The 22,334-nt window shown below is 63.2% G+C and carries 18 protein-coding genes, 1 tRNA gene and 1 other RNA gene; 10 read left to right on the forward strand and 10 right to left on the reverse strand.

The window, feature by feature from the left end:
• The first annotated feature begins 167 nt into the window (after positions 1-167).
• Positions 168-1,580 carry a YkvI family membrane protein gene (locus L8V01_RS07680; RefSeq protein WP_269946505.1) on the forward strand — a complete coding sequence of 471 codons (1,413 nt, stop codon included), beginning with the start codon at positions 168-170 and terminating at the stop codon, positions 1,578-1,580.
• Positions 1,581-1,680: 100 nt separating this feature from the next.
• On the opposite strand, the gene L8V01_RS07685 is transcribed toward L8V01_RS07680, so the two are convergent.
• Complete coding sequence (locus L8V01_RS07685; protein ID WP_269946506.1) at positions 1,681-2,712, reverse strand: aspartate-semialdehyde dehydrogenase; 1,032 nt, start codon at positions 2,710-2,712, stop codon at positions 1,681-1,683.
• A 33-nt stretch (positions 2,713-2,745) separates the two neighbouring features.
• The gene (locus L8V01_RS07690; RefSeq protein WP_269946715.1) at positions 2,746-4,011 is read right to left on the reverse strand and encodes an aspartate kinase; all 1,266 of its coding nucleotides are present in this window, start codon (positions 4,009-4,011) and stop codon (positions 2,746-2,748) included.
• 264 nt (positions 4,012-4,275) lie between these two features.
• Between L8V01_RS07690 and L8V01_RS07695 the strand changes: the two genes are divergently transcribed.
• Positions 4,276-5,118: a DMT family transporter gene (locus L8V01_RS07695; protein ID WP_269946507.1), complete on the forward strand. Its 843-nt coding sequence runs from the start codon at positions 4,276-4,278 to the stop codon at positions 5,116-5,118.
• On the opposite strand, the gene L8V01_RS07700 is transcribed toward L8V01_RS07695, so the two are convergent.
• A complete protein-coding gene (locus L8V01_RS07700; protein WP_269946716.1) occupies positions 5,115-6,242 on the reverse strand; it encodes a mannosyltransferase family protein in 1,128 nt (375 codons plus the stop codon). The two genes, L8V01_RS07695 and L8V01_RS07700, sit on opposite strands and share 4 nt — an antisense overlap.
• 217 nt (positions 6,243-6,459) lie before the next feature.
• On the opposite strand from L8V01_RS07700, the gene leuA reads away from it, so the two are divergent.
• From leuA to L8V01_RS07735, 7 genes are all read left to right on the forward strand, one after another.
• A complete protein-coding gene (leuA, locus tag L8V01_RS07705; RefSeq protein WP_269946508.1) occupies positions 6,460-8,277 on the forward strand; it encodes a 2-isopropylmalate synthase in 1,818 nt (605 codons plus the stop codon).
• 44 nt (positions 8,278-8,321) lie between these two features.
• Complete coding sequence (locus tag L8V01_RS07710; protein WP_269946509.1) at positions 8,322-9,098, forward strand: hypothetical protein; 777 nt, start codon at positions 8,322-8,324, stop codon at positions 9,096-9,098.
• 108 nt (positions 9,099-9,206) lie between these two features.
• Positions 9,207-11,390: a hypothetical protein gene (locus L8V01_RS07715; RefSeq protein ID WP_269946510.1), complete on the forward strand. Its 2,184-nt coding sequence runs from the start codon at positions 9,207-9,209 to the stop codon at positions 11,388-11,390.
• A gap of 198 nt (positions 11,391-11,588) precedes the next feature.
• The gene (locus L8V01_RS07720) at positions 11,589-12,884 is read left to right on the forward strand and encodes a DNA polymerase III subunit epsilon (protein WP_316987071.1); all 1,296 of its coding nucleotides are present in this window, start codon (positions 11,589-11,591) and stop codon (positions 12,882-12,884) included.
• Between the two features lie 27 nt (positions 12,885-12,911).
• Positions 12,912-14,189, forward strand: coding sequence for a Mur ligase family protein (locus L8V01_RS07725; RefSeq protein ID WP_269946512.1), 1,278 nt, complete (start codon positions 12,912-12,914; stop codon positions 14,187-14,189).
• Positions 14,182-14,955 carry a type 1 glutamine amidotransferase gene (locus tag L8V01_RS07730; RefSeq protein WP_269946513.1) on the forward strand — a complete coding sequence of 258 codons (774 nt, stop codon included), beginning with the start codon at positions 14,182-14,184 and terminating at the stop codon, positions 14,953-14,955. Before L8V01_RS07725 ends, L8V01_RS07730 begins: the two co-directional genes overlap by 8 nt.
• A 109-nt stretch (positions 14,956-15,064) precedes the next feature.
• Complete coding sequence (locus L8V01_RS07735) at positions 15,065-16,093, forward strand: HNH endonuclease signature motif containing protein (protein WP_269946514.1); 1,029 nt, start codon at positions 15,065-15,067, stop codon at positions 16,091-16,093.
• Between the two features lie 52 nt (positions 16,094-16,145).
• Here L8V01_RS07735 and recR read toward each other — a convergent pair whose 3' ends face one another.
• The 6 genes from recR to ffs all read right to left on the reverse strand — a co-directional run bounded on the left by recR (position 16,146) and on the right by ffs (position 21,597).
• Positions 16,146-16,802, reverse strand: a complete 657-nt coding sequence (gene recR / locus L8V01_RS07740) for a recombination mediator RecR (protein ID WP_005323161.1) — start codon at positions 16,800-16,802, stop codon at positions 16,146-16,148.
• 72 nt (positions 16,803-16,874) lie between these two features.
• Positions 16,875-17,243: a YbaB/EbfC family nucleoid-associated protein gene (locus L8V01_RS07745; RefSeq protein ID WP_005327377.1), complete on the reverse strand. Its 369-nt coding sequence runs from the start codon at positions 17,241-17,243 to the stop codon at positions 16,875-16,877.
• Between the two features lie 63 nt (positions 17,244-17,306).
• The gene (locus L8V01_RS07750; RefSeq protein WP_269946515.1) at positions 17,307-19,604 is read right to left on the reverse strand and encodes a DNA polymerase III subunit gamma and tau; all 2,298 of its coding nucleotides are present in this window, start codon (positions 19,602-19,604) and stop codon (positions 17,307-17,309) included.
• Between the two features lie 18 nt (positions 19,605-19,622).
• Positions 19,623-20,219, reverse strand: coding sequence for a suppressor of fused domain protein (locus tag L8V01_RS07755; RefSeq protein WP_269946516.1), 597 nt, complete (start codon positions 20,217-20,219; stop codon positions 19,623-19,625).
• A complete protein-coding gene (locus L8V01_RS07760; protein WP_269946517.1) occupies positions 20,167-21,438 on the reverse strand; it encodes an aspartate aminotransferase type Ic in 1,272 nt (423 codons plus the stop codon). The genes L8V01_RS07755 and L8V01_RS07760 overlap by 53 nt, the downstream gene beginning before the upstream one ends.
• A 60-nt stretch (positions 21,439-21,498) precedes the next feature.
• Positions 21,499-21,597, reverse strand: an RNA gene (gene ffs, locus L8V01_RS07765) — signal recognition particle sRNA small type.
• 191 nt (positions 21,598-21,788) lie between these two features.
• Between ffs and L8V01_RS07770 the strand changes: the two genes are divergently transcribed.
• Positions 21,789-21,877 (forward strand) — tRNA-Ser (locus tag L8V01_RS07770).
• Between the two features lie 120 nt (positions 21,878-21,997).
• Here L8V01_RS07770 and L8V01_RS07775 read toward each other — a convergent pair.
• Positions 21,998-22,333: a hypothetical protein gene (locus tag L8V01_RS07775; protein ID WP_269946518.1), complete on the reverse strand. Its 336-nt coding sequence runs from the start codon at positions 22,331-22,333 to the stop codon at positions 21,998-22,000.
• Between the last annotated feature and the right edge of the window lies 1 nt (position 22,334).

Consider the following 22,334-nt stretch of genomic DNA (forward strand, 5'->3'; position numbering starts at 1 on the left):
CACGTGGGGTGAACAAGGCCACAGTTGGGGTGATTCTTGCCCGAAATATCTGGCACATGTGTGGTTGTATTAGATGTGTACACACGTGATAAATCGACCGTCGATCCGGGCCCGCGCGATACCAATGCCGGGCCCGGCGCGTGTGAGTAAGAGAGTTTCTCCCTTTCATGTTAAAACGCGCAATCGGAATTTCCATGGCGTTTATCGGCGTCGTCGTGGGCGCAGGCTTCGCCTCCGGCCAGGAGGCTATGCAGTACTTCGTAGCCTTCGGTAACTGGGGCCTGTGGGGCATTGCCTTGGCCGCTGGTTTGATGATGATCACCGGCGTGTCCATCCTGCAGCTCGGCTCGTACTTCCAAGCCGAGGAGCATACCGCGGTCTACGACAAGGTCGCGTCGCCGTTTACCGCCAAGATTTTGGACTGGTCCACCCTGGTCACCTTGTTCTCCATCGGCTTCGTCATGTTCGCCGGCGGCGGCTCGAATATCAATCAGCAGTTCCCATCCATCCCGGTATGGGTGGGTGCCACTGTCATGCTGGTATTGGTGCTGCTCGTCGGCCTCATGGACGTCGACCGCGTGACCGCGGTGATTGGTACCATCACCCCGTTCATCATCGTCTTCGTGGTGCTGGCCACCGGATACACCATCTGGAACGCGGACGTCGATTTCTCTTCCCTTAATAATTGGGCCGTAGATAATGTCGATACTTCGTTGCCCAATTGGTGGCTGTCCGCGCTAAACTACACCGGCCTGAACGTGATGACGGCGGTTTCCATGTCCATCGTCATCGGCGGTAACTTCTTGGACAACCGCGCGGTAGGCATCGGCGGCCTCATTGGCGGCCTGCTCTACCTGATTTTGCTGGCCCTTTTGGTCTTCGCCCTCTTCTTTGAGGCCAAAGACGTCAACGGCCAAGATATGCCGGTCCTGAGCCTGATTACCGGCATTCACCCGATACTCGGCGTACTCATGACGTTCGTTATTTACGGCATGGTCTTTAATACCGCCATTGGTATGTTCTACGCGCTGGGCAAGCGCTTGACGCGTAATAAACCCAAGTACTTCTACCCGGTTTATGCCGCCTCCTGCATTATCGGCTTTATCCTGTCCTTCGTGGGCTTCCAGGCTTTGGTCAGCAATGTATACCCGATCCTGGGCTACTTGGGCCTGCTGATGATCGCGGTGATGGTATTCAACCGTATTAAAAACAGCGGCAAGCTCTCCGATGAGTCTGACCGCCGTATGCGCGCACACGAACTGGTCTCTCGCCGGCTGGACCCGCGCAAGCGCTTCACCAAGAAGAATGAGCGTGAGCTGCGCAAGCTGGCTGCGGCGTCCAATATGGAAACCACCGAGTTCGTCACCAATATCGCAGAAGAGATCCACGAGGAGCTCGAAAACGACGACGATATTGACTACGACCGCGAGGATCCAGAACCGTCCGTGACCTACGTGCAGCACACCAAGCCGGAGGTCCCTTCCGTGGATAGCGACCTCGACTTTGGCAAGAAGGATTCCGCGGCTGGTAGCGCCAAGGGCACCGGCACCGGAACTGCTAAGCCGGTCTCTGAGGACTAGCTCCTCCGCCCGCAGCGCAAAAAGCTCGGCGCCCCCTTTCTTGTAGCTAGGAAGGAGGCGCCGAGCTTTTTATTGTGCCTTGCGGAGCACCGGTGTTGGCTTAGACGAGCAGCTCCGCGATCTGGATGGTGTTCAGCGCTGCACCCTTGCGCAGGTTATCGCCGGCGACGACGAGCACGAGGCCCTTATTGTCATCCACCGTCTGGTCTTGGCGGATGCGGCCCGCCAAGGAATCGTCGATGCCGGTGGCGGCGAGCGGAGTGGGGACGTCGGCAAGCGTGACGCCCGGGGCGCCACCCAGCAGCTCGTTCGCCTGCTCAGGGGTGATCGGCTTATCAAATTCTGCATGGATGGTCAGGGTGTGGCCGGTAAAGACCGGAATGCGCACGCAGGTACCCGCAACCTTCAGCTCCGGAATGCCCAGGATCTTGCGGGACTCATTGCGCAGCTTTTGTTCCTCATCGGTCTCCAAGGAGCCATCATCAACAAGATTGCCGGCCAGCGGCAGCGCGTTATAAGCGATGGGAGCGACGTACGGGCCGAAGTCCTCTTCATTGAGCGCGGAGCCATCGTGGACCAAGCCGACGTTATGCTCGCCTACGGAATAAACCTGTGCGGCCAAAGTCTGCACGCCAGCCAAACCGGAGCCGGAAACGGCCTGGTAGGAAGACACGTGCAGCTTATTCAGGCCAGCGGCATCGTGAAGGACCTTGAGCACCGGCATGGCAGCCATGGTGGTGCAGTTCGGGTTCGCGATGATGCCCTTCGGGGTCTTCTTGGCTGCCTCGGGGTTTACCTCGGAGACGACGAGGGGAACCTCAGGGTCCTTACGGTAGGCCGAAGAATTATCCACCACGGTCGCACCTGCGGCGGCAAATACTGGGGCCCACTGCTTTGAGGTGGAGCCGCCGGCAGAAAATAGTGCGATATCAACATCAGCAACGGACTGTTCGGTGACCTCGGCGAGGTCCTCTACGGTTACCTTCTCGCCGCGGAATTCCAGCTCGGTGCCGGCGGAACGGGAGGAGGCGAAAAAGCGCACCTTATCCGCCGGGAAATTGCGCTCTTCCAGGATGGAGCGCATAACGCGGCCGACCTGGCCGGTAGCGCCTACGACTGCAACAGTGGTCATGACTTAAAAATCCTCTGTAGTTGCTTTGGGTATTTAACGTCCGGTTCCAGCATAAACCGTGGCTTCTTCTTCGCCACCAAGCTGGAATTTATCGTGCAGCGCACGGGCGGCCTTATCCAAGTCCGCCTCGCGGGTGAGCACGGAGATGCGGATCTCCGAGGTGGAGATGAGCTCCATATTCACGTCCACATCGCGCAGGGCCTCGGTGAACTCCGCGGTAACGCCTGGGTGGGACTTCATGCCGGCACCGACGAGGGAAACCTTGCCCACCTGGTCGTCGTAAAGCACATTGGCCCAGCCGCCCTCAGACTTCAGCTTGGTCAACAGCTCCATGGCGCGCGGGCCGTCTGCTCGCGGGCAGGTGAAGGTGATATCGGTGGTGCCGTCCTCCAAGGAGGAAACGTTTTGCAAGACCATGTCAATATTGATCTCTGCATCCGCAATCACGCGGAAGACCTTCGCGGCCTCCCCTGGGCGGTCCGGAATGCCCAGGACGGTGACCTTAGCCTCGGACTTATCGGTTGCTACACCAGTTAGTACTGCTTCTTCCACGGGGATATCCTCCATTGAGCCGGCCACTAGGGTGCCGGGGTCATTCGAATAAGACGAGCGAACTCGCAAAGGTACATTGAACGCACGGGCGTACTCCACGCTGCGCAGGACCAAAATCTTGGAACCTACTGCGGCCATCTCCAGCATCTCTTCAAAGGAGAGCTTGTCTAGCTTCTGTGCATCGGGGACGATGCGCGGGTCCGCGGTATAGACGCCATCGACATCGGAGTAAATCTCGCACACATCCGCATTCAGCGCGGCCGTTAGGGCCACCGCGGTGGTATCGGAGCCGCCGCGGCCCAGCGTGGTGACATCGCGCGATTCCTTATTTACGCCTTGGAAACCGGCGACGATGCAAATCTTTCCCTCATCCAATGCTTCGGTCAGGCGGCCCGGGGTGACGTCCACAATCCGGGCGTTGCCGTGGCGCTCGGTGGTAAGCACGCCGGCCTGAGAGCCGGTAAAGGACTGGGCGTGGGCGCCAAGTGATTCCACTGCCATAGCCACGAGGGCGTTAGAGATGCGCTCGCCGGCGGTGAGCAACATATCCATCTCCCGCTGCGGCGGGACGGGGTTGACCTGGGCGGCAAGGTCAAGCAGGTTATCGGTGGTATCGCCCATGGCGGAGCACACCACAACAACGTCATTGCCCTGCTTCTTTGTGGCCACAATGCGTTCCGCAACGGCGCGGATGCGGTCTGCCGATTCAAGGGATGAGCCGCCATATTTTTGCACGATCAGGGCCACGGTGTGGATGCCGCCTTTCGTCTTTCCAGGCATTTCCGGAGTGTACGTTTGCGCGCGTCCAGAAATATCTGTCGGTCATTAGTCAAATACCCATGCTACCCCGCAGGGGCCTAGCCCTCATCATAATTCCCAGACAATGCTTGCTTTTTATTCACACGCCCCTGGCCTTGGGCACTCCACGCGCTACCCACGCTTCCGGATAAAAACACGCGCCATGCAGCGGAGAATATGCAATAAACGGGAATTTTTACTAGCGTTGAGCGAGTGTTAAGCAACCTCCTCGCCATCTTTTTCGCGCTCGCATCCGCGCTGACGGTTGCTTGGGGTACGGTCATCCGCCACCGTATCGCCCTCGACGCCGATGATTCGGTCATGCGCGCCGCCATGTCCAACCCCTTGTGGTGGGTGGGCACCGCGGCCGCCATTGGCGCCTACGGCCTGCAGGTCATCGCGCTTGGCTTTGGTACCTTGCTGGTGGTTCAGCCTATCTTGGTGCTGTCCTTGATGTTTACCCTGCCGCTTTCGGCGTGGTACTCCGGCCGCAAGATGCCCTTCCACGAGGTCTTTTGGTCCGTCGCATTGACCATCGCGGTGGGCATCATGGTGGTCTACGGCCGGCCGGTTGCCGGCAACCCCCGCCCAGAGTGGAGCGACTGGTGGCCGGCGCTGCTCGTAGGTGTACTCACCCTCGCGGCGCTGGGAGCGGTGGCCTCCAAGTTGCCGGAGCACCGCCCCTTGGCCTTGGGTACGGCCTGCGGCGTTATCTACGGCTTCGTCGCCCTGCTTTCTAAGGCCGTGGTGGATATTTTCACCCACGAAAGCCTCACGACTTTGCTGGCGAGCTGGCAGCTCTATGGCCTTATCGGCCTCGCGCTTACCGGCACAGTGGTGCAGCAGTATTCCTTCAATGCCGGGCCGCTGGCCCATTCCCTACCCGCCATGACCATCTTTGAGCCCATTGTGGCCTTTGGCTTGGGCTATATGGTGCTGGGGGAGAAATTCCTTATTGATACCGCCGTCGGCTGGACAATCATGCTCATTGCCCTTGCCGTTATGGTGCTTTCCACCATCGTTCTCTCCCGCAGCCCAATTAGCCAACGCGGCTAGATGGCCCACTCAAATACGCCGAGCATATAAGCCGAAAACCACGCGCCGAATACCGCCCAAGCAAGTGCCGCCGCGCTTGCCGACGCCCCCTTTTTCACCCACGGCAACAACACAATCACCGCCGGCAGGAGCAACCGGGGCCGCGAGTGCATGATGCCATCAGACAATAAGACGTTGGCCATGAGTACGGCGGAAAATAGCCAGGCCGCCAACGGTAGCCGGCGCCAGGCCAGCACCAGGCATACCGGGGCGGCGATCATTACCCCGGCGCTGAGCAGGTAGCCACCGTTGGTAGCCCCACTGAGTGTCTCCCACAGCCAGACAGCCGTGGCTTTGCCGCCATCGAAGCCGGAGTTCCAATGCTCCTTCTGAATCCCGAAGTAGCCGCCGGCTTCCTTTAAGTGGCTGCTCGACCACCACAAATATCCCGCCAACGGCACGGTGGAAAACACCACCGCAGCCCAGGCTCGCCAATTCCTGCGTGCGCGCAGCAGCACCATCAAGGCAAAGACTGCCACGAGGTCCACCGCGGTAAGGCGCACGAGCCCGGCTAGAAAGACAAATGCCGCAGCTCCCCACCATCTCTCATCCACGAGGGCCACCACCGCCCAGATGGCAAGGGCCCCAAAGAGCGCCTCGGTATACGGCATAGTGAACACAATGGACATCGGTGCACCGGTTACCACCACGGCACTGAGCACCTGTGCGCGCTTTCCCTTACCCATCCGCGCGGCCAATGCCATTACGCCGGCGGCCAATGCGACGCTAAATAGCACGTTGAGCACAATGGCCGTTCCGGCCACCCCGGTCCCCAGCAGGCCGCTGACTATACGGACCAGAAACGGAAAGCCCGGGAAAAAAGCCATCGTGGTCTCGTGGACCGGACCATCCGTGGAAATATCGGCGCCAAAGTATCCACCGCGAGCGATTTCTACGTAATGCTTGGCGTCCCACTTATTAAGCAAGCCCCACAGGCTATCGTCCTGCGCCGCGGCCACTGCCGCGAGCACGCCTACGCGTAAGGCGGCTCCAAGGAGCGCAACAAGCGCGGCAGGCGCCCACAAAGAGCACAAAGCAGACGGTGAGGTGGATGCAGAATGGCGGGCGGTAGACACGAAAGGCATCGTACCGCACCGGCGCCGCGTCTCATTGAATGAAATCTCTTGCCACATAGTGAGAAAGCCTGTAGTGTGACCGATATGACACAGCGGAATGACCTACTCCTTATCTGCCGCGGCGGGATTTCGGCCTAACACTGGCCAGCGCCCCGTCGCGGAGTCCGGCTACCCAAGCCCAGCTGGCCGTCTCCCACAGACACCACAGAAAAGGAAACCGCACTTCATGTCCCCCACTGATTCTTTCATCAGCGCCCCGCGCGAAATCACCACCCCCAACGGCCCGCGCCGCGAAGGCCAGCCCGCGTGGAATAAACAACGCGGCTCCGCCATGCCTCACGAGCGCTACCAGCCCTTTGCCGTAGAGGTAGAAGACATTGACCTGCCGGACCGCACGTGGCCCAGCAAGAAAATCACCCACGCGCCCCAGTGGTGTGCGGTAGATCTGCGCGACGGCAACCAAGCGCTGATTGATCCCATGAGCCCAGAGCGCAAGCACCGCATGTTCGACCTCCTGGTCAAGATGGGCTACAAAGAAATCGAGGTCGGCTTCCCGTCCGCCTCCCAAACGGACTATAACTTCGTCCGCGAAATCATTGAGGGTAATAAAATTCCCGATGATGTAACCATCCAGGTCCTCGTCCAAGCCCGCGAGCACCTCATCCGCCGCACCTTTGAAGCCTGCGAAGGCGCCAAGAACGTCATCGTCCACTTCTATCATTCCACCTCGAAACTGCAGCGCCGCGTTGTCTTCCGTAAGGACAAACCCGCCATTAAAAAGCTGGCCACCGATGCCGCCGAACTCATCAAGTCCATTGCTGCCGACTACCCCAATACCAATTGGCGCTGGGAATACTCCCCCGAGTCCTTCACCGGAACCGAGCTGGACTTCGCCCGCGAGGTCTGCGATGACGTCGTGGCCATCATGGACCCCACCCCGGATAACCCGATGATCATCAACCTGCCGTCCACCATGGAGATGATTTCGCCCAATATTTATGCCGATTCCATCGAGTGGATGCACCGCAACCTGGCCCGCCGTGAGGACATTCTGTTGTCCCTGCACCCGCACAATGACCGCGGCGAAGGAATCGCCGCCGCCGAGTTGGGCTTTATGGCCGGCGCGGGCCGCATCGAAGGCTGCCTTTTTGGCAACGGCGAGCGCACCGGCAACGTTGACCTTATTACCCTGGGCCTGAATATGCTCACCCAGGGCGTGGACCCACAGATCGATTTTTCCGATCTGCCGCAGATTCGTGAGACCGTCGAATACTGCAACCAGCTGCGCGTGCCGGAGCGCCACCCCTACGGCGGCGATTTGGTCTTCACCGCCTTCTCTGGCTCCCACCAAGACGCCATTAACAAAGGCCTTGACGCACTGGCGGCTACCATTCGCCCCGGCGCGAATAATACCGAGGTCTCCTGGGAAGAACTGCGCGAAGCCATTTGGGAGGTTCCCTACCTGCCCATCGATCCAAAGGACGTGGGCCGCGACTACCAAGCCGTCATCCGCGTCAATTCCCAGTCCGGCAAGGGTGGCGTTGCCTACATCATGAAGACCGACCACGGCATCAATATGCCGCGCGCCATGCAAGCGGAATTTTCCACCGTGGTGCAAGAAATCACCGACTCCGAAGGCGGCGAGGTCAATTCCAAAAACATGTGGGATATCTTCGCCACCGAGTTCTTGGACCGCGAGACTCCGCTGTCCCTAGAGTCCTTCCATATGGACAATGCCCCAACGGACGAGGAGGACGCTGCCGTGACCGCGACCGTGACATTCAATGGGGAAAAGTCCACCGTTACCGGCACCGGCAACGGCCCGATTGCTGCTTATGCCAACGCCTTGGAGTCCCTAGGCATCGACTTCGAAGTCATGGAATATTCCCAGCAGTCCCGCTCTGCCGGCGACGACGCCGAGGCCGCCTGTTATATCGCCGCGGACGTTAACCAGAACAAGGTATGGGGTGCCGGCATCGCTGGGTCCACCACGCGGGCATCTATCAACGCGATTAACTCCGCCATCAACCGCGCCCTAGCTTAAGGCCGCACGTCGGCGCCGCGCCGCGGCGTGGTAGAAGGGTGGGTATGCCTTCTTCTACCTACCTCATCCCCCACCGTGGCTTAGGCGCCGTGCAGGCGCTGCCCATCTACGGTGCGCAGACGAAGGAAAACCGGGAGTTCACCGTCACCTTGGCACCCCGTAAGGACGGCGGCTTGCAGGTGCGCACCGACTCCCCCATCGGGCACATCACCAGCGCCGACCGCGCCGAGTACCCCGAGATTGATCTGCTTTTTCGCGCCGGGCTCACTCCTGCGGCCACCGCCGCACCGCAGCCCGATGGCTCCCTCTCGCTGCTCCTTCCCCGGCCGGGGCTCTGTTTGCCGGCCAATAACCCGCCGGCGGGCCCGTGGACGATGTTGGGCTACGCCCCGCCCATCAACATCACCGATCTCCCCGCGGATCTAGACATCCCTGCCCAGGCCCGCATGCATGTATTGGTCACCCTCACCCCCAGCGCCGCCGGTACCGGCGCCGATGCTTATTTGGGCCCACGGCTGGTGGGGCGGTTGGATGGAGTGGACGTCGCCAAGCAGGGCACAACCTTGGCCCATGCCTACCATGCCCCGCGCAGCACCGGCCGCGTACTCAGCATTTACGCGGGCCCGCCACTGCCGGACTCGCTGGAAGCCTCGCTTGCCGACGCCACCCCAACCTCCCCCGCCGCTACCGAGACCTTCGAAACCACCAGCTTCCGCGCCGTGAGCATCGATAAGCCTGAACCACGTCGCCGTTGGTGGCCTATCGTTCTCGCCGTGCTCGGCATCGCCGCGCTCATTGGCGCTATCTTATTGATTCTTTAAATACTTTAGGCAGGCCAGCACCCCATTTTCCATTCCTCGGGAATTGGAAATAGCCCAAGGTAGTGCTTAGAATACGGTGTTATCATTGTCTCGCGAGGAAAGGTCGCCATGACTGCACTGGATTCCGCCACCTACGTGGTCCCTGACCACGGTTTTGGCGTAATCCACAACCTGCCCATCGCGGATGTTTCGCCGGAAATCTTTAGCGATCTACTCGAGGCAACAGCCTCGGAGGCCGGCTACCTCTCCGCCGAGCTCGGCCCGCGCACCGCTAACCAAGGCTTTGCAATCTCGGTCGGTGACTCCCTCATTGGCCACCTCAGCACCGCCGATTCCCAAGCCTACGCGCTATTTGACTGGATCCTCGGTGCCGGTTTGCACCCGCGCGTGACCGCACACCTGAGCATGACGGATGCCTCCGGTGAAGAGTGGCCCACACTCGAGCTACTAATGCCGGCCCCGCACCTGTGCATCCCCGCCAATAACCCGCCCGCACAACGCTGGACCATGTTGCAGGGTGAAGCAGCGGCGACGTTGACCGATTTCGCCAAGGACGTCATCTCCTTCCCTGAGGCTGAAGAGCACTACCTAGTCTCTTTGCGCACGCGGGGATTCCTGCGCCGCCACACGGTCGATGTCTATATCAATAGCACCTTCTTGGGCTCCCTCCCTCGCGAAGCAGCGCGCGAGATTGCGCCTTCCGTGCTCGACTGCACCAAGACCGGCCGCCTCGCAATTGCCCATGGTTACTTCCACTACAATGCCGATAACCAGCCCGCGCTCACTATCTACGCGCACAACGCGGCCAATAAGCACCACGCCGGCTTAATCTTGGGCGCTATCGCTGGTGGAAGCGCCGTGATGTCCGCGGCCACCGCCGCGCGCGCCCAAGCCGCATCCGCCGTGCCCACCGCCCCCGCTGCCGCTACCGCTACAGGCACTTCTACCGCAGTGGGTGGCTTCGAAATTGCTGCTGCCGCCGGCGCTTCTGGCGCTATGACTTCAAGTTTTCTCGCCGCGGCCGGGGTAGCAGTACTCGTCGGCGGCGGGGCCACCGTGGCCACTAACCTGCTCAGCGACGACGAAGCTCTTTCGGACACCACCGCGCATTCCACCTCACCCGCCCCGGAAGACAACCCCTCCACCATCGATTCTTCCCATTTCGAGGGCACTGGCCCCAAGCACCCCGCGCACCCCGCCACGCCGCGCATCCACGATGCCGGCCCCACCAGCGGCACCTCCACGTCCTCAGCCAACCACCCGCTTACCGACTCCCCCTCCAAGGCAACCCAGCGCCAAACCTCCACGCTGCAGGCATCGCAGCCGTCTAAGTCGTCGAGGACGGCGCACCCCACTCATACCGGCCGTGCCAAGGCCCCCGTTGCCAACCACCACGAGAACCGCCGTGACACGCACAGCGGCGAACACCTTGGCAAGCACCAGGGCACAGATTCTCAGACAATTTCCCGCGCCGCCGCTGCCGCCATGGCCCCGGCCAACAACGTCGACCCATCCCCCACCTCAGCACCGGCGTCCGAATTATCTCCAACCAAGGCGACCTCGACGCCGTCTTCCAGCTCTGAACCCACGCCCCAGGTTGCGGCCGAGGCACCGACCGCAACCTCCTCGTCTTCCCAGGCCGCCAAGTCTTCCCAGGCCACGACGTCCACGGAGAGCACTGCATCTACTGAAGCTCCAAAGAAGACCACGACGCCCACAGAGATATCCTCGCCTGCCGAGCCGTCCGATCTACCGACCTCGAACACGCCAGTCTCGACAAAGACAACTTCGGAAAAGGCGAAGGCTGAAACCACCGCCGCAGCCTCAACAGATAATCAGACGGCAGAGCCTTCTAGCTCCGCAACCAGCTCCCCCACAAACGAGCCAACCCTTGAACCAACCCAGGCTGCAGACTCGTCTACGCCTACGCCTGCATCCGCATCAGCACAGCCCGAGCCAGAGTCCTCGGGACCTAATTCCTCAGAGCCGATCACACCTACGACGACGTCTACGCTGCTGACCTCGGAGCCCGAGCCTGACCCGGCGCCGGATACCACCGTGCCAAGCACCACTATCCCAGGCTCTGAGCTCGAGCCCACGCCCGAACCGGAGCCAGAGGTCACCGTAGAACCGAAACCGGCGCTGCCTACTACGGACCGCAGCGCACCGGATGGACCCGACGTGCCCCTGGTACCGCTCGATCCAGCAGAGCCGGAGGAACCGGGACGACCTGAGGAGCCCGAGGAGTCAACGACCCCGCCGAAGGTCATTGTCATCGTTGTGGAAGATTAAGCGGCGCGCCCTGTCCCCCTGCGCGAAATTTGGGATACTACACTGAGTTTAATGAACAACGCACCTGGCCCCTCTCCGCAGCACGCGCCGGCATCGGCCCCAGCGCCGTCGCCCGCGACGGTGGCTTCGCGCCACGCAGCCAGGTCCGCAACGCCCAAACCGGGCACGGAACAGCGGCGCGCTAGGCCACGCCGCGCAGTGCGGCCGTCCGGCGAACCGGATGCCGCGAAGCCCAAGCCGAAACCGAAGCCGCACCCACCTGCCCGCCACGAGCGACCGGCCGTACCGGAAGCGGCTAACAAGAAGCCACAGCAGCCTCAGCAGGCCGACTCATCCACCGATGCGGCCGACTACCCCTACGTGGCGCTGACCCTGCAGACCACCGGCATCCATCCCACGACGGGGCGCATCGTGACTATCGACGCCATCGCATTCAACGACGCCGGCGAACACGGCCAGCTCTTCCACGCCGTCCTCAAGCCCGATGTCGATGCCGGCCCGCGCCACCTGCACGGGCTGAGTACCACCGATATTGAGCAGGCACCCGCCTTTGGCAAAATCCTTAAATCGCTGGACAAGCTTATCGATGGCCGCACGCTCATCGTCCACGATCTCCCCTATACCTGGGGCTTTCTCGTCGCCGAGGCCCGTCGCGCCATGATGGCCGCCGCCCGCCAAAATCGCGCCCGCAACCGCGGCCGCAACAAGGGCCGCCGGCGACGCCAAAAGGTCGGGCATGTGCCCACGCCGGTTCGCATTATCGATACCCTGGCCACCTCCTATGCGCAGCAGGTGCGGTCGAATGATGTGCGTTTAGGGGGCGTCGCCAAGCAGAGCGGCCTAGACGCCACGCCGGAGGCCTCGGTGGAGCGCGCCGGCCGGCCCGAAGCGGAGACTTCCCGCGAGCAAACCGAGCTGCTCATCGCGCTCTACCGCAAGCAACACGGTGGCACGGTGCGCAGCTATACCCCTGATGACGTGCGCGCCGATCGCTTTGGCCTGCAACGCTCCCACGTGCGCGTCGACGCCGCCGAAGCCCCGGTCCAGCACCACAACCCCGGCAAATACGAGCCGGGCAAGGAGCTGCGCCGCGGCATGGAAATCGTCGTCGCCCCGGAAATCCTCGAGGATCCGGACACCATCATCGCCGCGCTGATGCGCGAGGAGCTCAATTATTCCGAGAAGCTCACCCGCGAGTCCTCGCTGGTGGTCTGCAATGTCACCACGGACTTGGTGGGCAAGCCCATGCACGCTCACCGCAAAGGCATTCCACTGATGTCGGACGCCGCCTTTCTCGATGCCCTCACCCGCATCGAAGACGCCGAGCCCGAACCCGAATCCACCAACCCCACACCGCGGCCCCAACGCTCGCCGCAGAACAACAAGAAGGGCGGTGGCAAGAACCAGAAACGCCGCCGACGCCGAGGCGGCCGCGGTGGCCGGGGCAGAGGCCGGCGAAATTCTGGCGGCTCGGCGGGGAAAAAGAACGACTAGGCCGCCCGCCCGACTACCCTAGGGGACATGAGTTTTAGAGTCCCGGGTGCGTTAAAGAAGTTGCGCACCACCACCGCCACCACCGCCGCGAAGCTGGCCACCACCGCTTCCCGCGCCACCGGCCGTGGCGCCGGCGGAATGATCGGTGGCCTAATCGCCAATGCCATTGACCCTTCGATCATGAACAACCTAGGCGGTGGGCGCCCGGCCGTGCTGGTTACCGGCACCAACGGCAAGTCCACCACCACCCGCATGCTGGCCGCCGCGGTCCGCGCCGAGCACACCGTAGCCACCAACGACGGCGGCGACAACATGGATGCCGGCATCATCTCCGCGCTCATGGCCGGCAAAGACGCCTCCCACCTCGTGCTCGAGGTAGACGAGCTCCACGTGCCCCACGTGGCCGATAGCCTCAACCCGCAGGTTCTGGTTCTGCTTAATCTCACCCGCGACCAGCTGGACCGCGTGGGAGAAATCAACAAGATCGAGCGCGCCCTGCGCGGCGCCGTGGAGGCCCATCCGGACATGCTCGTCATCGCCAACTGCGATGATGTGCTCATGACCTCCGTGGCCTACGACGCCAAGAACGTCATTTGGGTCTCGGCCGGCGCCGGATGGCTCGGCGATTCCGTCACGTGCCCACGCACCGGCGGGCACGTCGTGCGCACCGAGGATGACTGGTACGCCGTTAAGCCGCTTGCCGACGGCCGCGAATTCCGTCGGCCGCAGCCTACCTGGGGCGTCGATAAGCATGGCATTATCACCCCCACCGCCAAGCGCCCGCTGAACCTAGCGCTGCCGGGCCGTGCCAATCGTGGCAACGCCGCCCAGGCCATTGCCGCGGCCGTAGCCGGCTTTGGCGTGGACCTGGATAAGGCCATTGCGGCCGCCGAGAGCATCGACGACGTCGCCGGCCGCTACTCCACCATCCATTGGAAGGGCCGCGAGATTCGCCTGCTGCTGGCCAAGAACCCGGCCGGCTGGCAAGAAGCGCTGTCCATGGTGGACCGCAGCGCCGATGGCCTGGTTATCGCCACGAACGGCCAGGTGGCCGATGGCATCGACATGTCCTGGCTCTGGGACGTGAAATTCGAAGGCTTCAATGGCTTAAGCGTCAAGGCCGCCGGCGAGCGCGGCGCCGATCTGGCCGTGCGCCTGGTTTACGCCGATATTTCCCACGAGCTCATCCCCGATCCCATGGACGCGCTCACCGCCTGCCCAGAGGGCCGCATCGAGGTCCTCGCCAACTACACCGCCTTCCGCGATTTGAAGAAGGCGCTTTCCAAGGAGGCCACCAATGCTTAATATCGGCCTAGTGCTTCCCGACGTCCTCGGCACCTACGGCGACGACGGCAACGCCCTCGTCTTGCGCCAGCGCGCCCGCATGCGCGGCCTAAAGGCGGAGATTCACCCCATCCGCTTGGGCGAACCGGTGCCCGAAACGCTGGACATCTACACCCTCGGCGGCGGCGAAGATACCGCGCAGATTCTCGCCGCGGACCACCTAATTTCCGATGGCGGCCTCACCCGCGCCGCTAACGCCGGCCGCCCCGTCTTTGCCATTTGCGCCGGCCTGCAAGTCCTCGGCGAATCCTTCCGCGCCTCCGGCCGCATTATCGACGGCGTCGGGCTGCTCGACGCCACCACGGCCGGCATGCAGGACCGCGCCATCGGCGAGGTGGCTTCCGAGCCCACCCGCGCCGGTATTACCTCAAACCTCACCGAGCCGCTGACCGGCTTTGAAAACCACCTAGGCGCCACCATCCTCGGCCCCTCCGCGCAGCCGCTCGGAACGCTCACCCGCGGCAATGGCAATGCCGACCAAGCCGCCACCGCCGATCTCAGCGACGGCTCCGCCCAGCGCACCTACGAAGGCGCCGTCCAGGGAAGCGTCATTGCCACCTATATGCACGGCCCGGCGCTGGCCCGAAACCCGCAGTTGGCCGATCTCCTCCTCGCCCAAGCCATGGGCGTGGCCCTCGCGGACCTCGAGCCGATTGAGATCCCGGCCGTCGACCGCCTGCGCGTCGAACGTTTCAACGCCTCTGAGCCCCCGCGCTCCCAAAGATAGGCCCACGCCTGTGGATAACTTCGCCCGGCGGCCGCGAACACCCCAAGTTATCCACAGGCCCGGCCGTTACCCCTTGTAGCCGCCTGCCCCCGCCCATAGGCTGCGGGGCATGACGTTATTGGAGCAGCTGGGCGACATCGCTAAGCGCGGCGTGGAACTTCTCGAAGAGGCCCACGCCGCCTCCAGCCTGCCCCTGCCTGCAGACCAGGCACGCACCCTGCGCCGCACCGCCGCGGCTTTCCTCTCACCCACCAGCCACTCGCGCTACCAATCCCGCGCGCTTGCCGCCGCGCGCCGCAACCAACACAGCCTGGAGACCCTCGCGCTCATCGCCCGCCGCTCGCGCGGCATTTCTGACCCCACCAAGCGCTGGCAATTCCGCGAGAAGCTATGCGCCACCGCTGGCACCACCGCGCAGGTCTCGCGCGCGGCGACTCGGCTGCTGCGCGAAATCAACCCGCCGCCCAAGCGCGAAGACGGCGGCCGTCGCATCATGCACGGTGAGAAAACCACCCTGAGTTTTACCGGCCCCGCCGCTCAAATGGCCGATATTTGGGCCGCGGCCAAATCCGACCCGCTGGCCTGGCTCACCGGTTCGCGCGCCGCCGCACCCGCGACCGTGACCACTAATGTCATCATCGAATTGCCGGAGTACCTGAAAATCCTGGCTGGCGACGGCGACGAAATCCGCCTCGCCCTCACCAACGGCGCTACCATCACCGGCACCGAGTTGATCCGCCGCACCCTAGCCGGCGCCGGCCTCTTCACGCTCATCCACCCCGAGCGCGGCCCAGTCAACCTCTACCGCACCCGGCAGGCCTCCGCGAAGCAGCGCCGCATGCTCGAGGCCGAAGGCACCCACTGCGCCTGGCCCGCTTGCCGACGCCCCGCCGCCGAATGCCAAGCCCACCACCTCATCGAATACTCCCGCGGCGGCCACACCCACCCCGAGAACATGACGCTATTGTGCCCGTATCACAACTCCATCAACGGGCTGCCGGGCCGCGGCCGAATGGCGCGCATTCGCGGTCGAATCGGTTGGCTCCCGCCCACGAAGGCCAGCAAAGCACACGGGCCACACGGACCGCCGGTGTTCACCGGCCGCGCGCGAACCGGGCCCACGGCCGCCGTACCTTAATCCGCGCTCACCCGCGCACGCACGCAGGCCACTGGCCGGGGCACTCAACGTGCTAAATGGTCAGGCGGCCAGAGAGCGCGCGGGACAAGGTGAGCTCGTCCACGAACTCCAAATCGCCTCCGAGCGGCATGCCGGAGGCCAATCTGGTGATCTTCAAATCAGGGAAGTCGCGCAGTAACCGCACCAGATACGCAGCGGTTGCCTCGCCCTCCGTATTGGGGTCGGTGGCGAGGATGACTTCGTGGATGGTGGGGGTGGCGTCGTAAAGCGGGGCTTCGGGGGTGGAATCTGCCAGCTCACGGTCCGGCAGCACGCCACCCAGGCGCTGCAGCAGCGTGGAAATGTTCAAATCGCGCGGGCCCACGTTCGCCAGTGGATCCAGCGCACCGCCCAATACGTGATAGCGACCTTCATACTCGCCGGTGCGCTCGATGACCTGGATATCCTTCGGCTCCTCCACCACGCAGATGGTAGAGGCGTCGCGCTGCGAGTTAATGCAGATGCGGCAGACATCCTCGCGGGAAATATTGCAGCAAATGCGGCAGAAGGTCACGCCATCGCGCACCGCGCCCAGCGCGTTTTGTAGCCGTTCGATGTCCTCGGGCTCCATGTGCAAAACGTGAAACGCGATGCGCTGCGCCGACTTCGGGCCGATGCCCGGCAGGCGCGAAAACTCGTCGATGAGGTCTTGCAGAGGTCCTTCAAACATCAATTTCTCCCAAAATCAGCAAAAGGCCGCGGCCCCAACTCGGGGCAACGGCCTTTTATCGTATCGCGCGGGCTACTGGTTACCGCCGAAGACATCCTCAAAAGACGGGCCGCCCTGGCCGCCCATGCCCTGGGACAGCGGGCCAATCTTCTCCTGCGCCAGGCGGCCGGCCGCAGCGTGGGCCTCCTTGAACGCACCCATGACCAGGTCCTGCAGGGTGTCGACGTCCTCTGGGTCCACGACCGACTTATCGATCTGCAGGTCCACGAGCTCGGCGCCGCCGGTCATGGTCACCTTAACCAGGCCGTTGCCTGCCTGGCCCTCGACGTTGGTGGCCAGGATTTCTTCCTGCGCCTTCTGCAGGTCCGCCTGCACCTGCGCGGCCTGCGCGATGAGGTCGTTCATGTCATTTGCCTGCTGCATTGGGTCTTGGTCAGCCATGTTGTTTCCTTTCTAAATCAACCGTAAATTTCGCTACCGCCCGAGTGTACCGTGCTCGCTGGGTCAGGCACGCCGCGCGCCCAGCTCGCGCTCCAGCAGCTCCATAGCTACCTCGGTAGCGCTGCGATGATCCATCTCGCCGGTGGACTGCGCGGCCTCCATCATGTCGCGTTCTTCGTCATCACGGGTATAGGCCGGCGGCTCCTCGGGCGGTGCCTCATACATATCCGGTTCGGGTTCGGGCGGCAGCGGCACGCCGTTGCTGAACTGCGATTCATCGCGCTGCTTGGCGGCCTGCGTCGCCCGTGCGATGCGCGAGCGCCACCCAGGCTTGCTTTCTGGTTTACTCTCCGCCTCCTGGTCGTCAGCAGGCTCGCGCGCCGGCTGATTCGGCGTCCACGCTTCCTTGCGCTGCGGCGGCCGCGGCGCATCGAATCCGGCGGTCTTCGGGTCGGTGCCCACCACGCAGTTCACGGCCACATCGCGCTGGAACTCCTCCTTGAGTACCTCCACGATGACAGCATTATTGGCGGGCGCGTTGATGCGCTCGGCCAGCGCACCGGTAGTGTGCCCCAGCGTCAGGGTGTCATCACGGAAACCAAGTACGCGGGCTTCGGCCAGCATGATTTCGGCCACCTTGTTCCGCTTTCCGACGCTCCCTCTCAACGCCACCCATTTCTCCCTCACGGCCTCCGCGAAGTCGCCTTCCGGCTCCTTCGCTGCCTGCGGTTGCGCCATTTCCGACGCCTTCTCTGCACCAGGCTCCGCCCCTGATTCCGGCTTGGTTTCCTCGACAGATTCCTCTGCACGGGCCGGCACGGGCTTTTCCAACGGTTCGTGAGGATCCGGCTGGGCCGGCGTTGACTGCGGGATTTGCCGCTCACGCTGCCATGGGTCCCCGGCCTCTTGCTGTGTCGGTTGTTTAGGCGCGGCTGGTTCTTCCCGCTGCGGTTGCTGTTGCGGCTGCCGCTCCTGGTTCTGTGGTTTCTGCGGGCTTTGCGGCTCGGCGGCCGGCGCAGAGGATGGCGCAGAAGCCTGCTGCTCCTGGGACTTGGCGCGGCGGCGAGCGATGATGGCGGCCGCGGCGGATTGAGGGTCTTGGGCGCCGGCGACGGCGGAGTTGGCCGCAGGCGCGCCGCCTGGGGTCGCGGGGCCGGCCGGAGCGGGCGAGGCCGCGGCGGGGGTGGCATCAGGAGCTGCACCAGGGGCCCCACTCGCGGCCGTGCCTGCCCCCGCTCCTGGCGCCGCCACGGAGGCGGCAGGGCCGGTAGAGCCGATAAGCAGGTGCGCACACATGATTTCCAGCAGCAGCCGCGGAGAGGTCGCACCGGTGAGGTCGCTGATGCGGTCGTTGACCGTGGAGGCCAGGTAGGTCAGCTGCGGTCCGGAAAAACGCTGCGCTTGGGCGGTAAGCACGGAAGCGCGGTCGGTGGGCGCGGAGACGAGGCCGGCGTCGATGGCACCGGGCACGGCCTGCAGGATCATCAAATCGCGCAGGCGGTCGAGCAAATCGACGGCGAAGCGGCGCGGGTCGTGGCCGGCCTCGATGACGTGGTCGACCATCGCGAAAAGGCCGGGTTTGTCTTGGTTGGCGAGGGTTTCGATGGCGTCGTCAAGCAGCGAGACATCGGTGACACCCAAAAGCGGCCGGGCAAGGTCATAGGTTAGGCCATCGGGCCCGGCGCCGGCCAGCAGCTGGTCCAGCAGAGACAAAGTATCGCGCGGGGAGCCGCCGCCCGCCTCAATAACCATGGGGTACACGGCGTCTTCGACATGTACGCCCTCGGCCGCAACGGTGCGCTGCAGCAGGCCCTTCATCGCCGGCGGGGTCAGCAGGCGGAAGGGATAGTGATGGGTACGCGAGCGAATGGTGCCGATGATTTTCTCCGGCTCCGTGGTCGCGAAGATGAAAATGACGTGCTCGGGCGGCTCCTCCACCACCTTGAGCAGCGCGTTCGCACCGGAGGGCGAGATCATGTGCGCCTCGTCAATGATGAAGATGCGGTAGCGCGATTCGGCCGGCGCGTAGTAGGCGCGGTCGCGCAACTCGCGCATGTCCTCCACGCCGTTGTGCGAGGCGGCGTCAAGCTCCGTCACGTCCAAGTTACCGGGGCCGCCGGGGGCGAGTGAGACGCAGGAATCGCACTTGCCGCACGGCGTCGAGGTGGGCCCGTGTTCGCAGTTGAGCGAGCGGGCCATAATCCGCGCCGAGGAGGTCTTGCCGCAGCCGCGCGGGCCGGAAAAGAGGTAGGCGTGGTTGATGCGCCCCGCATCAAGGGCGGCGGATAGCGGCGTGGTGACCTGCTCTTGGCCCACGACCTCCGCGAACGTTGCTGGACGGTATTTCCGGTATAAAGCCACGGTTAGCCAGTTTACCGGCTAACCCTCGCGCGACCAGTCCAGCAGGTCAATGCCCTGCTCGGCCACCGCGCCCTGCAGCTTGCCGACGCCCTCTTCGACCCCAAACGCATATTCCGAATCCGTCAGCATGACTAGCTGCAAGATGAGGGTCAGGCGGCCCTCCTCGCGAAACTGCGGGGTCTGCCCGCCCCACAGGTACGGCGCGATGAAGAGCCCGTGGTGCACGGTGACGCCTGGGATGTCGAGGATGGACGGCAGCATCACGCCCGGCTGCGCCGGCAGCAGGCCATCGGCCTTTTCGAAGGTAGCGGCCGCGGCGTTGACGGCGGCGGCTACCTCGGGCTGCCCGGTGCGCGCCACCGTGAGCAGCTCACAGCGCACATCGGCACCGTCGTCCTGGCTTTGCAGGCCGGTGTCGGTGTTGTTGAAGGTGGTGGTAAGGGCGAGCGATTGGGCGTCGGCAAGCGAGGCAAGGCCTAGCCGGCGCTCCTCGACGTAGCGGAACTCCAGCTGCGCCGGGATAATCTCGCTCAACCACAGGGCAGACTCATCGGCGTTGATATTAGGCCCCCAGCTTCTCCACGGCGGCGAGCAGCACGCAGGTAGCGACGCCATCCATGGCGGCCTCGACCTCTTCCTGTGGCGGCAGGGTGGGGGCGAGGCGGATATTGCGGTCGTTATCGTCCTTTCCGTAAGGGTAAGCCGAGCCGGCTTGGGTGAGCAGGATGCCGGCATCGCGCGCCAGCTCCCACACGCGGTTGGCGGTGCCATCGACGACGTTGAGGGAGATGAAGTAGCCGCCCTTCGGGTTGGTCCACTGCGCCACCTCGTACTCGCCGAGGCGCTTTTCTAGGATGCGCAGCACGGCATCGAACTTGGGCTTAATCAGCGCTGCGTGGCGGCGCATCACCGCGCGCACGCCCTCGGCAGAGCCGAAGAACTCGTGGTGCGCCAGCTGGTTAATCTTATTGGGGCCGATGCCGCGGATGCCGGCGTGCTCTAGGTACCACTCGAGGTTGTCCTTGGAAGAGCCGAAAAAGCCTACGCCCGAACCGGCGAAGGTGATCTTCGAGGTAGAAGACATAGCCCAGAAGCGATTCGGGTTGCCTTCCTCCGCAGCGATGTCCAGAATCGGCAGGATTTCCGGGAATTCCTCGGTTAAGGTGTGCACGGCGTAGGCGTTATCCCACACGATACGGAAATCCGGCGCGCCAGCCTCCATGCGGGCGAGGCGGCGGGCCTTGTCCTCAGAAATAACGGCGCCGGTGGGGTTGGCAAACACCGGCACTACCCACATGCCCTTGACCGCCGGATCCTTCGCCAGCTTTTCGACGGCCTCTACATCCGGCCCGTCTTCCTCCATTGGCACCGGTACCAACTCGAAGCCGAATTGCTCCGTGATAGCGAAGTGGCGGTCATAGCCCGGTACGGGGCAGATCCACTTGAGCTTTTCTTCCTTGCCCCATGGGCGCTCGGAATCGTTGGTGCCGAAGATATAGGCCCAAGAGATGAGGTCGAACATGATGTTCAGCGAGGAGGAATCCCCGGCTACGAGCAGCTCGGGGTCCATGTTGGTCAGCTCGCCCCAAATATCGCGCAGGTCCTTGATGCCCTTTTGGTTGCCGTAATTGCGCAGGTCGTTTCCGGCCGCGTCGGTATAGCGCCCCAGCCCTGGCAGGGCGAGCAAGTCATTGGAGAGGTCCAGCTGCGCCTTCGCTGGCTTGCCGCGGGTCAGGTCCAAATTTAGGCCCTGTGCTTTGAGGTTCGCATAATCCTTGCGGACCTGGGCGGCGAGCTCGTTTAGTTCGGACGATTCCAAAGTAAGAAGCGACATGCGTATGTCTACCTTCCATCTATAGGGCGACTTTTAGCCCCCAATAGTAACGCACGCCATACAAAAAGGGGACCCCGCGCACCCGCCAGAGCCTCCTGACCCTTGCTGCATTCCTGCCCTGGGGGAGTTCAGAGGATGGACGCCACGCGGAATCCTGTCTCATACTTTAACGCCCGCGCGCCGGTTTAGCCAAATGGGCCACCGGCACCTCCACGCCTTCGGCCGCGCTTCCTCGGCGCCAACAGCACCCTGACCCCATTGTGGGTTAAGCAATCCTCGAAAACCGCCGAAAACCTTGGTTGACCTGGCGATTGGTAAAATAATTGCCACGGCTGCTAATGTTTCTTCTCGGAGGATTCGACTAGCGGCCTATGTCACACGCCTGGAACGCGTGCGGGGTTCACGCCCCTCGTGGGTTCAAATCCCACATCCTCCGCCAGAGGAAATCCCGGCTCCTGCTTCATAGCAACGGAGCCGGGATTCTTTTATTTTTCCTGGCCCGAACGCAGAGCTCGGCCGGCGCTAGCCGACGCCGCGCTAGCCGACGCCCCACGTGCCGCTAATCAATAGCCGGCGGCTCGTAGCCATCCGCCTTCAGCCAAGCAACGTGCGGCGGAGTATTCATTGCCCACTCGGTGCGCGCCCAGAGGAAAGCTTGGGTAACTTCGGCCTCGGAATAGCCGCCATCGCGCAAGTATTGCCGGAATCCGTTCGGGCCTGGGTCTTTGATCCAGAGCCAGACATAGTCGTCGAGGGAGTCGTCGGCAAGCAGGCCCTCCAGCCCGTCCGGAACGTACTCGCGCTCTGTGCGCACGCGGTCCGCCAGGTCCTGATCGAGGAAGTCGTAGAGGTAATCCAGCGCATCCTCGAGCTGGGCATAGTCAAAGGGATCCATG

Source organism: Corynebacterium curieae (assembly GCF_027570035.1).
GTDB classification, from domain to species: Bacteria; Actinomycetota; Actinomycetes; order Mycobacteriales; family Mycobacteriaceae; genus Corynebacterium; species Corynebacterium curieae.

Excerpts from the sequence above, each read along its gene's own strand:
- L8V01_RS07715 (WP_269946510.1), top strand. The coding sequence starts at position 9,207 with ATGACTGCACTGGATTCCGCCACCTACGTGGTCCCTGACCACGGTTTT.
- leuA (WP_269946508.1), top strand. The coding sequence starts at position 6,460 with ATGTCCCCCACTGATTCTTTCATCAGCGCCCCGCGCGAAATCACCACC.
- L8V01_RS07755 (WP_269946516.1), bottom strand. The coding sequence starts at position 20,219 with ATGGCGTCGCTACCTGCGTGCTGCTCGCCGCCGTGGAGAAGCTGGGGG.
- L8V01_RS07775 (WP_269946518.1), bottom strand. The coding sequence starts at position 22,333 with ATGGATCCCTTTGACTATGCCCAGCTCGAGGATGCGCTGGATTACCTC.
- L8V01_RS07745 (WP_005327377.1), bottom strand. The coding sequence starts at position 17,243 with ATGGCTGACCAAGACCCAATGCAGCAGGCAAATGACATGAACGACCTC.
- L8V01_RS07735 (WP_269946514.1), top strand. The coding sequence starts at position 15,065 with ATGACGTTATTGGAGCAGCTGGGCGACATCGCTAAGCGCGGCGTGGAA.
- L8V01_RS07685 (WP_269946506.1), bottom strand. The coding sequence starts at position 2,712 with ATGACCACTGTTGCAGTCGTAGGCGCTACCGGCCAGGTCGGCCGCGTT.
- recR (WP_005323161.1), bottom strand. The coding sequence starts at position 16,802 with ATGTTTGAAGGACCTCTGCAAGACCTCATCGACGAGTTTTCGCGCCTG.
- L8V01_RS07700 (WP_269946716.1), bottom strand. The coding sequence starts at position 6,242 with ATGCCTTTCGTGTCTACCGCCCGCCATTCTGCATCCACCTCACCGTCT.
- L8V01_RS07680 (WP_269946505.1), top strand. The coding sequence starts at position 168 with ATGTTAAAACGCGCAATCGGAATTTCCATGGCGTTTATCGGCGTCGTC.
- L8V01_RS07710 (WP_269946509.1), top strand. The coding sequence starts at position 8,322 with ATGCCTTCTTCTACCTACCTCATCCCCCACCGTGGCTTAGGCGCCGTG.
- L8V01_RS07730 (WP_269946513.1), top strand. The coding sequence starts at position 14,182 with ATGCTTAATATCGGCCTAGTGCTTCCCGACGTCCTCGGCACCTACGGC.
- L8V01_RS07760 (WP_269946517.1), bottom strand. The coding sequence starts at position 21,438 with ATGTCGCTTCTTACTTTGGAATCGTCCGAACTAAACGAGCTCGCCGCC.
- L8V01_RS07725 (WP_269946512.1), top strand. The coding sequence starts at position 12,912 with ATGAGTTTTAGAGTCCCGGGTGCGTTAAAGAAGTTGCGCACCACCACC.